Below are 12,581 nucleotides of genomic sequence, written 5' to 3'. Positions count from 1 at the left end.
GAATTAAGTGCAGCAACCTGAATTAAGTGCAGCAACCTGAATTAAGTGCAGCATTACATGACACGAATTTGGGGTTTTTAGACAACAAAACTGCGTCCAGACAACCGGGTTTAGGGAAATTGTTTTCGGTCCAGACACAGGTCCTTTGATAGATGCCTGAGTCCACAGAGATCTTTAATTTCGATAAAAAGATCCCTTTGTACAGGCATTTGCTTCCAGGCTTTGAAAATTTAGATTTCTTTGCCCGGAATTGTATGATAATTGCCAGAAGTTCAGGGGAATTCCTGTTTCAGGCAGCATAGGTCCAATTGATTGAGATTAATATAATTAATAATTATAATTGCTTAAAATTACAGAACCTCATACTAATTGCTGCAAACGAATGAGGAGTTACTTATCGCTATTTGCTAGATAATTAATATTATATAAATATTAAGTTCAAATAATTAAAATCTGTTTTTAGAATATGGATATGTTTAAAAAATTGGAATAAAGTCCTATTCCGTTTACGGAATTCTGCAAGTTATGTATATGTTATTCCCTTCCAGTTCCCCAAACATAAATAATATTATTTATAATATATATAAGTAAGCTTCATAGAAGCACAATAAGTATATATAGACTTTAATTATTTTAGATTGAATAAAACATTCATATATAATAATATAAAAATCATGAGAAATTCCCAGAATAAAAGGTTTTTCATGCATCACATAAAATAAAAATAATAAAGAAATAATAAAAGTTAGGCCATCTTGCTGCAGAATCTGGAATGGAACCCCACTAAATATGGAATGGTCCACCTTATATTTTACGAGATATGATAAAATCAATAGCAGAATCATTAGTGAAGCAGTATAAGAATAGTTGACAGAAAATAAATAAATTACATACTACCGGGTACACATAGGGTCTCCGTATTCATGGAAAGAGAATACTATACTTTTTAGCATGACCCTGAGAACATACTGTACCAATACATTATAATAAGTCTTTTCATGATAGAAAAACTGGTGGAATCGCATGAAGATTAATGATAATTGTGTAGGATGCGGCCAGTGTGCTTCTTTTTGTAAACAAGGAGCAATAGAGGTAAAAGGAAAGGCACAAGCTACTGACGCCTGCATAGACTGCGGAATCTGCGCTCTTTACTGCCCTGTTAAGGCTATAGAGGTGTTGGCATGAAAGCGATTGTGATTGGCGCAGGACTTGGCGGGCTCTTAAGTGCGGCCAGGCTCTCAAAGGCAGGGTACCAGGTAGATGTTTTTGAAAGGCTTCCCATCACAGGAGGAAGGTTTACAAACCTCAGTTACAAGGGATTCCAGGTTTCAAGCGGAGCTTTCCATGTCCTGCCCCATGGACCTGCAGGCCCTCTTGCCAAGTTCCTCAACGAAGTCGGAGCCGATGTAAAAATTGTTAGGGCAGATAATACAACTGTACGCGTGCCTCTGAAAAAAGGCAGCAAGGATTATGAGAAAGGCTTCAAAGATATTTTGTTTAACGATTTTTCCACACTTCTCTCGCATAAAGACCGCCTGAAGATCGCCCTTCTTATAGTAAGTACGCGAAAGAACCGCCCAACAGGAAGCACTTTGCAGGCATGGCTCAGGTCACAGTTTAAAGATGACTGGCTTGAGAAATTTGCCGACGCTTTCTGTGGCTGGGCATTGAGCCTTAGAAGTGACGAAGTTTCTGTGGAAGAAGTTTTCGAAATCATTGAAAACATGTACAGATTCGGCGGCCCAGGAGTTCCTATTGGAGGATGCAAAGGAGTAATCGATGCTCTGGAAAGTGTGATTGCTGCACATGACGGAAAGATTCATACCGAGACCGAGGTTTCCAAAATCCTTGTAGAAAACGGAAAAGCTGCGGGTGTTCTTGTTGGTGAGGAGGCTCATAAAGCAGACCTGGTCATCAGCAATTTAGGGCATGCTGCAACTGCATGTCTCTGTGCGGAGGCCCTGTCAGGCGAAAAAGCTTCAGAATACCTCAGAAGACTTGAAACCCTGAAGCCTTCTGCCGGGATAAAGATATGTCTTGCTGCAGACGAGCCTCTTGTAGGGCATTCGGGTGTCCTTCTAACCCCATATGCAAAAAGAGTAAATGGGATAAATGAAGTTACGCAGGTCGATCCGAGACTCGCTCCACCTGGCAAGCATCTTACAATGTCCCATCAACACGTAGCCCCTGAGAACGTGAAAAATCTCGAAGCTGAAATTGAACTGGGGCTTCAGGACCTTAAAGAAATCTTTCCCAATAAAAAATACGAAGTCCTGCTTATCCAGTCATACCACGACAACTGGCCGGTAAACAGGGCTGCCTCAGGCACGGATCCTGGTAATGAGACCCCTATTCCCGGACTTTACGTTGTAGGGGATGGAGCCAAAGGAAAAGGCGGCATTGAAGTTGAAGGTGTAGCTCTTGGTGTAGTTGCTACCATGAAGAAAATCCTGGACTAAAATTTCAGAAAACAAACTCATCAGGTGTTTTATCATTCCACCAAAAAATCCCAATTTTGTGACCTACTCGAAAAACGTTTTCGTTCCTGTGACCAATATTTGCAGGAACCACTGTGGTTACTGCGGTTTTCGGCGGGAGCCCGGACAACCAGGCGCCAGGCTCATGAGACCCGGAGAAATTCTTCCTGTACTTGAAAACGGGGCAAATGCAGGGTGTACCGAAGCTCTTTTCACCTTTGGGGAATATGCAGAGGAGGTTTCGGAGTACAGGAAATGGCTTAAAGAACTCGGTTATTCTTCCACGCTTGAATACCTTCTCATTCTCTGTGAGGCTGCAATCGATATTGGAATCCTTCCTCATACGAATGCAGGGATTATGACGCGCTCGGAGCTGAAGGCTTTAAAGCCTTTGAATGCAAGCATGGGGCTTATGCTTGAGAGCACGGCAACCCTGGACGCCCATAAGGACTGCCCCGGCAAACTTCCCGAACTCAGGCTTAATACCATTCGAGAAGCAGGAAAACTCCAGATCCCCTATACTACCGGCCTTCTTATAGGAATTGGGGAAAAAAGGGAAGATAGAATTGAGTCCCTTGAAGCTATTGCGTCTCTTCATAGGGAATACGGGCACATCCAGGAAGTTATTATCCAGAACTTTGCCCCAAAACCCGGGACAACTATGGAAAACTTTCCTGCTCCTTCAATAGAAGAAATGATTGACACTATATGCCTGGCCAGACAGATCCTTCCTTCTGACATAGCAGTGCAGGTCGCCCCAAACCTTATAGACCCCAAAGCCCTTATCGCAAAAGGAGTAACTGACCTGGGAGGCATATCTCCACTGACAATTGACTGGATTAATCCTGAAGCTGAATGGCCGGATGTGAAGGACTTGCAAAGGAAACTAAGTCCTATTTTGCTCAGGGAACGCCTGCCAATTTACCCTCAGTATGTAAGAAATGAATGGTATTCGGACAGGATAGGCGGGCTTATAGAACAACTCTCTGATGCTGACGGTTACAGGAAAAAGCCCTGGACAGAGGGCATGCGGAGGAATTGAAAAATGAACAACAGGATTCCCGAAGATCTCATAGAACGAGCATACCAGGGGAAGAGCACAAAAGAAGATGGTCTCCTGCTTCTGGAGGTACCTCCTTTTGAACTCTTCAGGTTTGCGGACGAACTTCGCTCTCTTACGGCAGGAGATACGGTTACTTACGTAGTAAACCGAAACATAAATTTCACAAGCCGCTGTGTAGGCACCTGCGGGTTCTGTGCATTCAGGACAAACGATGGTAAGGTCCTCAGCATAGAAGGAATTATGGAAAAGGTTAGAGAAGCTGAGAAGGAAAAAGCTACCGAAGTTTGTATCCAGGGAGGTCTTCTTCCGGATGTGGGCCTTGACTTTTACCAGGAAATTGCAGAAACCATAAAAGCCGAATTTCCGGAAATGCATATTCACGCTTTTTCCCCGATGGAGGTTTACCATGCTTCTCGTGTCAGTGGCATAAAAGTAAGTGAAGCCCTTTCAAAGCTGAAACGAAGCGGGCTTGATACAATGCCCGGAACTGCAGCCGAAATTCTCTCTGACCGTGTCAGGAAAATTATTTGCCCTTCAAAACTCAAGACTGCGGAGTGGATTGAAGTGGTCACACAGGCACATGCTACAGGAATCCCTACCACGGCAACCATGATGTACGGGCATGTCGAAACTCCTGAAGAGAGAATTGAGCACATCCTGACTATCAGGGATATTCAGAAAGAGACTGGCGGAATTACCGAGTTTGTGCCTCTGCCTTTTATGCCTTATAATAATCCGATTGGTGAAAAAATGATCCGAGAGGGCAGGTATGCTACTCCTGGCCTCGATGACCTGAAAATCTATGCTGTTTCACGTATCCTTCTTCACGGGCACGTAGATAATATTCAGGCAAGCTGGGTAAAACTGGGGAAGAAGCTTTCCCAGTTTGCTCTTCACTGTGGTGCAAATGACCTGGGAGGTACACTCATGGAAGAGAGTATTTCCAGATTGGCAGGAGCTCCTAATGGAGAAAGTATCTCTGTTGAAGAACTGGAATGGATGATCTACGGAGCCGGAAGAGTTCCAAAAGAGAGGACAACCCTTTACAAAGGAGTACATGAATTGACTTCCGGGAACTCTAACAGAATTACAGGGTGTAGAGCCTCAGAATAAGCTGGTATCCTCTTCAAATTGTACGGATAAAAGCAGTAGATAGTTGAATAACACTCAGGGAAATGAGGAATTTTAAAAAGGATGATCGGATGTACACGAAAAAACCGACAACTCCAGAAGATGTAATTGAAAGGGCATACCAGGGAAAATGTACTAAAGAGGATGCCCTCCTTCTGCTTGAAGGAAACCCTTTTGAGCTGTTTGAGCTCGCCAATAATCTGCGTGCCAGTACGGTAGGCGATACTGTTAGTTATGTAGTGAACAGGAATATCTATATCACAAATAAATGTGTGGGAAACTGCGGGTTCTGTGCCTACAGGACAGAGAAAGGGTATATCCTGAGCGTTGAAGAAATCCTGGAAAAAGCAGGAGAAGCGAGAAAAGCAGGAGCTGTGGAGGTATGCATCCAGGGTGGATATATCCCGGAAGCTGATGTAGAGTTCTATCTTGAGATTATAGAATCAGTAAAAGCCGAATTCCCTGACCTGTGTATTCATGCCCTGTCCCCTATGGAAGTAAATTACGCAGCAGGAATCTCAGGCATGTCGGTTGAAGAAGCCCTGCGAAGACTTAAAAAAAGTGGGCTTGATTCCCTTACCGGGACTTCGGCCGAGATCCTTTCCGACAGGGTAAGAAAGATTATCTGCCCTGGAAAAATCAATACCCAGCAGTGGATTGATACCATAACTGCAGCACATAAAGCAGGGATTTCCACTAATTCCACTATCATGTACGGACATGTTGAAACCCTTGAAGAACGCCTGGACCATGTCTTTATCATCCGTGAAATCCAGAAAGAGACAGGCGGGTTTACGGAACTTATACCAATGGCGTTTTTGCCTTACAATAACCCTGTAGGGGAAAAGATGATTGCATCCGGAAAATTCTCGACCACAGGGCTTGAAGACCTTCAGCTCATAGCTATTTCCCGCGTAATTTTACATACTTACGTTAACAATATTCAGGCCACGTGGGTAAAGTTAGGAAAGAAACTCGCTCAGGTAGCCTTACAGTGCGGAGCAAACGACCTCGGAGGCACGCTTATGGAAGACCAGATCTCCACAGCCTCGGGAGGCAGTAATGGAGAATATGTATCTCCTGCCGAGTTCGAATGGATGATAAAAGGAGCAGGAAGAACCCCTGTGCAGAGGGATACTCTATACCGGAAAATAGAACGAGATTTTTCTAATAAAGTCAATCCCCTTCCTATTTTGTGAAAGGTTGCAGCTCCCGAGTCCCGTCTCGGGAGGACGGCATGAGGTCATTCAGGCAAGGTTGCAGCTCCCGAGTTTAGACTCGGGAGCTGTCCGTTTCGCTCACTTCGTTCGCTCAAGCGGACTAATTTAGAATGTAGAGTGTAGAATGTAAATTTAGAATATAGAAAAATTAAGTTTTGCCTGAGAGGGTGAATTTTGTGAAGTTACTTCTTCCTGTGCGCCTTTCTCAGTGTGGTTATGATTTAATATTAAGTCAGAGCGGTTGAAATTGCTGCAAGCCGGAACCATAAGAAAAACGAGTTTATCTTTCCGGGACGCGGGGGTTTTACGCTTCTTCATATAAATTTCAGTGAATTGAGTTAATATTTATTTATATTTATTTCTGAACTTAGATTTTCAGGAGTCAAGATGAAAGCCGTAATCCCTTATAAAAAATGCAGTGCAAAATCCAGATTGTCCCCTGTCCTGACTCGGGAAGAGAGAGAAGAGTTTGTGGAACTGATGCTGAATCAGGTGATAGACACCCTTAAGGAAGCGGGAGTTGGAACAATCGATATTCTCAGTCCTTCTATATACGGGCTTGAGAATATGACGAAAGCCAACGTGCTTCTGGACAAAAATGACCTGAATGAAGCCCTTAACGGGTACCTTGAACAGGCTGAGGAGCCGGTTATTATTGTTATGGCTGATCTTCCGCTTCTTTCTTCTAAGCACATAATAGAGATTGTTTCGACTAAAAAGGATGTTTGCATCGTTCCTGGAAAAGGTGGAGGTACTAATGCCCTTTATATAAAGAACCCCTCTAACTACAGGGTAAGGTACTATGGTTCGAGTTTTCTGACTCATTGTTCAATTGCAGCCGATTCCGGACAGAATTTTGAAATATATGACTCTTTCTTTGCAGGTACGGATATTGATGAACCTGAAGATCTGGTAGAACTCCTCATACATGGAAAAGGACCTGCAAAAGATTACATTAACCGAAAGTTCAAACTCGAAGTTAGCAGAGGAAGGGTAAGATTGATTACTCTTTAAAAACTTTCCATGCATCTTTGGTTAAGTGAGGAATCATGACAAATTGCGTCAATTTCCTCAACATTTACCAAATATTTAAATAAATCACGAGCTGGAATCGGATATCGATTTTATATAAATAGGCCAAAATTTAAGGCCGGCTTCTAATGCAATATCAATAGCTTTCAGGCAAGAAAATTCCTTAACCGATTACCAATGCCATATTTTGAAACCTTGCTTAAACTTATTTAAACAGAATATCAAAAACCTTGCGTGAACTTATTTAAACAGAATATCAGAAACATACTTACCTGAACTCTTATCAGCAATAATCGTTGCAATATCGTTATATTCAAGTTTCAAGCTGCTATATGCGATAATCGATTCGCTTCCCCGTTGTATCATAACCATGAGGCTTTTTTCTGGAAAATTTATTTCCTTTATAGTTTTTCCCACGACTTTTGGATTGGTAACCTTAACTTCCATAATATTGCCCCTATTTCCGATTTCACACATCGAAAATAGGTCATTACCGCCAATCATATTTTCCATGACCGCAGCAGTTGTCATTGTAGTGCTCATCGCTCGAATTCCGAGATCCCAGAATGCCTGGAGATTTTCTACGTAATTTACCCTAACAATTAATTGTTCTCCCTTAAACCCAAACTTTGCCTTTGCAATCTGACAAAAAAGAAGATTTGCATCATCCTTTTTTGTAGTTACAACTACATATTTGGCATTTTCAATCCCGGCTTTTTTCAGAATAGCTATATCTGCTGCATTACCCTGAACAGTCCTGATTCCTAATTCCCTGCATTTGTTACATTCCTCTTCCGAGATGTCTATAACTGACACATTTTCTCCTCTGTTATCAAACCTTTCGGCAAGGATACGGCCTATTTTTCCTCCTCCAATAATCAAAATTTCCATAGGAATTATCTCCAGTATCTGAGCTACTTTTTTTGACATACTACCTGTCAGGAAAACAGTAATAATAACGGTCAGGAAGACCAGTCCTACAATAGTTTGGCCTCCTGCAATCCCCATTTCATCCAGTTTAATTGCAAAATACGTTGCAATCGAAGTAGGAACCACTCCCCTTGGCCCCACAAAAGATATGAACATTTTTTCTTTAGTACTTATTTTTGAACTCCGCATCGAGATAAATACAGCCACAGGACGGACAAATAGTGCTATAAGCAAGACCAGGGCAATCCCTTTTAGCCCGATCTCCATGATGTACCAGAACTTGAGCATTGCTGCAAGCAAGATGAAAATCAGAGAGATCATTAAAACCGCTAGATTATTATTGAATTCTTCTATCATCTTCTTCTGGGGAAATTCGGTAGATCCCATAATGATCCCAAAGACAGCCACTGCAAGAATCCCCGACTCATTGCCTATAGTTTCTGACAATACATAGCAAGCAAAGATAAAAGTAAGAGTGAACAACCTTGCAGGCTGTTTGCCAATGGATATGCCTCTGGTAAAAAACCAGCGTAGAATAAACCCACATAAGCCCCCTATAATTAACCCCATCCCAACTCTTTGCAGCATAAAAATAACTGCACCAGTTCCGGAAATCTCAGCTGTAATCCCTTCAAAAACCAGTGCAGTTAGGATTACACTTACAGCATCGTTTAAGACACTCTCAAATTCCAGGATTTTGGCAACCCTATGGCAAATCCCTATGTTCCTGATTATTGGACCAACAACACTGGGACCAGTTGCAGTAACAAGAGCTCCAAAAAGAGCAGCAATTGGAATAGGGATATTTATAAGAAGATGTGTCAGTATGGTTATCCCGATAAAAGTGATAAAAACTCCTAATGTACTTAATTTAATAACACTTTTTTTAACTCCTCTCATGTGCTTCCAGTCGATCTGGAATCCTCCGTCAAAGACTATCACAGAAACGCAGATCGAAACGATAGCACTTAGCACATCGGAGTAAAGAGCCGGGTTTAAGAGGTTTAGAACTTCAGGTCCTACTATTATTCCTTCAATAAAAAGAAAGATTATAAAAGGTATCTGAAAATAGTGGGTAAGGACCTGTGCCAGCATGGATAGAACGAGCAAGGCAACAATTATTTCCATCAAAAATATAGGTTCGATCATTTAGGGCTTCCCTACTAATAAATGAACTTTTTGATTAAAATATTTAATTAAAATATTTAATGTGAATTGAATTGTTGAATTATGAAAAGTTCAAGGCATACATCTTAAGATATCGTACCTAAGATCTCGTACCTGTGATCAGCCAGAGTTCAGGTCCAAAAAAAATATGATAACTCCTGAGAGTAACACTAAAGTTAAATCCTGAGCAGTAGAAGATATTTTTCAGCAATATGCTTATTTTTTCTGTATAATTTGCTCTGTACCCCTTAGTATTTTTTTTGATTATTGATCCATTACTGGCTCCATTAGTATATACATTTTTCCAGTAATCCAGTCTTCATATATATCAATGAGTATTGAAATTGCCGGTCTTAATACTGATTTTCTTCCAGCTCTTTTGTAATTTTCTTCCAGCTCTTTTGTAATTTTCTTCCAGCTCTTTTGTAATTTTCTTCCAGCTCTTTTGTAATTTTCTTCCAGCTCTTTTGTAATTTTCTTCCAGCTTTTTAGTAATTTTCGTCCAGCTCGTTAGTAATTCAGAAAACAGAAGAGTCTGAGATTACCTCTACTCTAAAACAGTCATGACCTGTTCCACCCATCTGGTGGAAACACTTTGAAGGAGTTAACCTTGAGAGCTAACCTTGAAAGAGCTAACCTTATAGAAGTTTATGTTTTATCAATCGACCAGCTTTCTACCTTCTAAGGTGAAAACACCTTATGGTATAAAATTAGATGAAGAACTTCCTGCCTTAAAAAATAGAATTATCCTGCCCTTTTTGAAGGTAATTATCCTGCCCTTTTTGAAGTGCCTGATTAAGATTCATTTCACTTAAGGACCTGTACAAAACCCCTGGTACCATCAACGCGGACGTACTGGCCGTCTTTTAAGATTTTGGTTGCATTTTCGATACCGACAACCGCAGGAATACCATACTCTCGCGCAATTACTGAACCATGTGTCATCATACCCCCAACCTCGACCACCAGGGCTTCAACGGAATAAAACAGTGGAGTCCAGCCAGGATCGGTAAAAGGCGCTACTAAAATATCCCCTTTTTTCAGCTTTGCGGCTTCGGGTCTGAGGATAACCTTTACGTACCCTTCCGCAACCCCGGCGGAAACAGGAGTCCCGATTAAAGCCCCTATTGGAGCCTCAATATCGATCCTAACACCTGTAATAACTTCTCCTTCGCTGGTCATAACCCTGGGAGGGGTCATTTTCTGGTACTGCTCGCAGGCTTTTTTACGGGAGTCTATAAACCGCGTCAGGTCCTCACTAAAATGATTTTCTAGCAATGCAACCAGTTCATCGAGATATAAATAAAATACATCCTCTTCTTTTTCCAAAATTCCTCTCTGATGTAAAGCCAGGGCCTCTGCCAGGATAGCCTGTCGATAGATATCAAAAAATCGAACAATAACATACTTGGGAAACTCACGCAAGCCTGTGGAATTTCGGTAAATGGAAAGAAGCCTGGACATTAGTCTTGCTTTGAGGCTTCCGGCAGGGGTGTTGCTAATACTTTCCATAAGTTTTTGTACGACTTCCTGCGCTTCTTTTCTGCCCTGTCTGAACCGGTTTCGGTGCTCACCCGGAGCATTGCTTTTAATATGGTTTATAATGGACGGAACAAGAAGGGTAGGGGCTTCCCACCATCGAACGTTTGAAATATCGATTTCACCCGGGCAGCGCATGCCATACAGTTCCATGAACCTTTCCAGTTCGGTCCCGAATATATCTCCGCCCTTTACTTTACTAAGTCCCTGATAGAAAGTGTCCTGATAGAAAGTGCTGTCTTCCGATTTTTCCAGAAAATCTACCACTTCAGGATATTTTCGTGCGGTATCGGCCAGATCCCCAATCATTAACCCCATCTCACCTGTCACGTTACCAGGCAGGGATTTATTCAGCGTATCAACATCAAGGTTCTCATCCAGCCATAGTCTGGTCAACCGGCTGGCAATGGGCAGGACAATGAATGGTAACGGTACGTACATCATGCTGCCAATCAGTTCCTGTAGCAACTTGCCCATACTTTCCTGAACTCTTTTAATTCGCTCTATCCCTGAGGCCTGCATAATGCTGTGCCTATGCTTATTGATTATCTCTTCCGGTGGAGCTGTAGCTCGCTCAATGATGCCGGAGGGATCGAGGAAAAATAAATTGTTAACAATAATCGGGATACCCTTTAAATAGAGCGGAAGAATCGGTTTGAATAATTTAAAAACCTGTCTCGTCGTATCTTTGTTTGCTTTTGCTTCTTGTTGAAATATCTCGCTTGATACTATTTTTTCCAGGGCATCTCTCATTAGTTCGTCTACAATAGCAATTCTCCAGATAAAATACCGCCGAAGAGCTTTACTGTACAAAAGAGGGGTAACGTCATAAAAAAGCCTTCCTCCCGCTTCCACAATCATTGAATTGGAAAAGGGTACGGAGTTTTTTCCAAAGGGAAATATCTCCCAAAAAACAGAAATCCCCATAGGTTTCATGGCATCTGTCATCATTTGCAGGTGAGCAATAGACAAAAATACGTGAAGTTTATTGTCATGTACTTTAGGAATCGGATAAAGAGTAGTGATAGGACGGCTCTGTAAGATATAGAACTTATTCCCTGCCAGACACCACTCGATGTCCTGCTCTGAGCAGTAGTGTTTTTCTATCCTTTGCCCAAGTTGGGCCAGTTCCAGAATTTTATCATCGGATAGAGCCTGCTTGTTCTGGAGTTCAGGAGCAAGTTCTCTGGTTACTGTTCCTCCTTCTGTGACCGGATAAACAGCTTTCTTCTTTTCTGCGATTTGCTTTTTGACAATCTGGTTCTCGCGGACCTGATAAGAGTCGGCTGAAACAATTCCTGAGACAAGAGCTTCACCCAACCCGAAGCTGGCATCAATGGAAATAGTATTCCTGTGCCCGGTGACAGGGTCCACGGTAAACATAAGCCCGGAAACCTCCGGAAATATCATTTGCTGCACCACTATGGATAAATAGACAGAACGGTGGCCAAATCCATGTTTAATTCGGTAGATAATTGCCCTGTCGGCAAATAGAGAACTCCAGCATTCCCGCACAGCCTGAAGGAGTTGATTCATCCCTTTTACGTTCAAATAGGTTTCCTGCTGGCCGGCAAAAGAGGCAGTCGGCAAATCTTCGGCTGTGGCGCTGGACCGAACGGCATAAGCCTTTTCTTCACCCACTATTTTCCATGCATCAAGGATAGAGAATTTGATTGTTTGGGATATGGGGATGGTTAATAAATGGTCCCTTATCAGTTTTCCCAGCCTGCTAATTTCGTCCGGTTGATCCAGTTTCAACTGGTCAAGCAAATCAAAAAATTTGTCCATCTCATTGCTTGCTGCAATAAAATCACAGTAAGCCGACGTTGTAATGCAAAAACCCGGCGGAACAGGAAATCCTGCTTTGACCATTTCTCCCAGATTAGCACCTTTTCCCCCGACTTCAGGCAAATTTGTCCTGTCGACTTCATTAAAGTGCATTACATAAACGTTCATGCTAATACACCTCGAAAAATGAAATCTTGATTTTTATATTATACGCTTTTATAATATAGGACTATG

The 12,581-nt window shown here is 42.1% G+C and carries 8 protein-coding genes; 6 read left to right on the top strand and 2 right to left on the bottom strand.

Going from position 1 to position 12,581, the window contains the following annotated elements; translation table 11 throughout:
• The first annotated feature begins 1,023 nt into the window (after positions 1-1,023).
• The 6 genes from MSVAZ_RS08020 (at position 1,024) to cofC (ending at position 6,905) form a co-directional block, all read left to right on the top strand.
• Complete coding sequence (locus MSVAZ_RS08020) at positions 1,024-1,185, top strand: 4Fe-4S binding protein (RefSeq protein ID WP_048120029.1); 162 nt, start codon at positions 1,024-1,026, stop codon at positions 1,183-1,185.
• Positions 1,182-2,459, top strand: a complete 1,278-nt coding sequence (locus MSVAZ_RS08015; RefSeq protein ID WP_048120027.1) for a phytoene desaturase family protein — start codon at positions 1,182-1,184, stop codon at positions 2,457-2,459. The genes MSVAZ_RS08020 and MSVAZ_RS08015 overlap by 4 nt, the downstream gene beginning before the upstream one ends.
• A 58-nt stretch (positions 2,460-2,517) precedes the next feature.
• A complete protein-coding gene (gene cofG, locus MSVAZ_RS08010) occupies positions 2,518-3,519 on the top strand; it encodes a 7,8-didemethyl-8-hydroxy-5-deazariboflavin synthase CofG (protein WP_048120024.1) in 1,002 nt (333 codons plus the stop codon).
• A gap of 3 nt (positions 3,520-3,522) precedes the next feature.
• Positions 3,523-4,653: a 7,8-didemethyl-8-hydroxy-5-deazariboflavin synthase subunit CofH gene (gene cofH, locus MSVAZ_RS08005; protein ID WP_048120022.1), complete on the top strand. Its 1,131-nt coding sequence runs from the start codon at positions 3,523-3,525 to the stop codon at positions 4,651-4,653.
• A gap of 89 nt (positions 4,654-4,742) precedes the next feature.
• Complete coding sequence (gene cofH, locus MSVAZ_RS08000; protein WP_048123804.1) at positions 4,743-5,870, top strand: 5-amino-6-(D-ribitylamino)uracil--L-tyrosine 4-hydroxyphenyl transferase CofH; 1,128 nt, start codon at positions 4,743-4,745, stop codon at positions 5,868-5,870.
• A gap of 408 nt (positions 5,871-6,278) precedes the next feature.
• The gene (gene cofC, locus MSVAZ_RS07995) at positions 6,279-6,905 is read left to right on the top strand and encodes a 2-phospho-L-lactate guanylyltransferase (RefSeq protein WP_048120020.1); all 627 of its coding nucleotides are present in this window, start codon (positions 6,279-6,281) and stop codon (positions 6,903-6,905) included.
• A gap of 258 nt (positions 6,906-7,163) precedes the next feature.
• Here cofC and MSVAZ_RS07990 read toward each other — a convergent pair whose 3' ends face one another.
• Together MSVAZ_RS07990 and MSVAZ_RS07985 are read right to left on the bottom strand one after the other, a co-directional pair.
• Positions 7,164-9,002, bottom strand: coding sequence for a cation:proton antiporter domain-containing protein (locus MSVAZ_RS07990; protein WP_048120018.1), 1,839 nt, complete (start codon positions 9,000-9,002; stop codon positions 7,164-7,166).
• A gap of 825 nt (positions 9,003-9,827) precedes the next feature.
• Positions 9,828-12,515 (bottom strand): phosphoenolpyruvate synthase, encoded by a 2,688-nt coding sequence (locus MSVAZ_RS07985; RefSeq protein WP_048120016.1) that lies wholly within the window; start codon positions 12,513-12,515, stop codon positions 9,828-9,830.
• Positions 12,516-12,581: the final 66 nt, after the last annotated feature.

Source organism: Methanosarcina vacuolata Z-761, from assembly GCF_000969905.1.
In the GTDB taxonomy this organism is placed as follows: Archaea; Halobacteriota; Methanosarcinia; order Methanosarcinales; family Methanosarcinaceae; genus Methanosarcina; species Methanosarcina vacuolata.
Note: the sequence above shows the minus strand (reverse complement) of the source record. Positions and strands in the feature narration are given on the sequence as shown.

Bases quoted from the DNA above. Each gene is read 5' to 3' on its own strand.
- MSVAZ_RS08020 (WP_048120029.1), top strand. From the start codon at position 1,024: ATGAAGATTAATGATAATTGTGTAGGATGCGGCCAGTGTGCTTCTTTT.
- MSVAZ_RS08015 (WP_048120027.1), top strand. From the start codon at position 1,182: ATGAAAGCGATTGTGATTGGCGCAGGACTTGGCGGGCTCTTAAGTGCG.
- cofH (WP_048120022.1), top strand. From the start codon at position 3,523: ATGAACAACAGGATTCCCGAAGATCTCATAGAACGAGCATACCAGGGG.
- cofH (WP_048123804.1), top strand. From the start codon at position 4,743: ATGTACACGAAAAAACCGACAACTCCAGAAGATGTAATTGAAAGGGCA.
- cofC (WP_048120020.1), top strand. From the start codon at position 6,279: ATGAAAGCCGTAATCCCTTATAAAAAATGCAGTGCAAAATCCAGATTG.
- MSVAZ_RS07990 (WP_048120018.1), bottom strand. From the start codon at position 9,002: ATGATCGAACCTATATTTTTGATGGAAATAATTGTTGCCTTGCTCGTT.
- MSVAZ_RS07985 (WP_048120016.1), bottom strand. From the start codon at position 12,515: ATGAACGTTTATGTAATGCACTTTAATGAAGTCGACAGGACAAATTTG.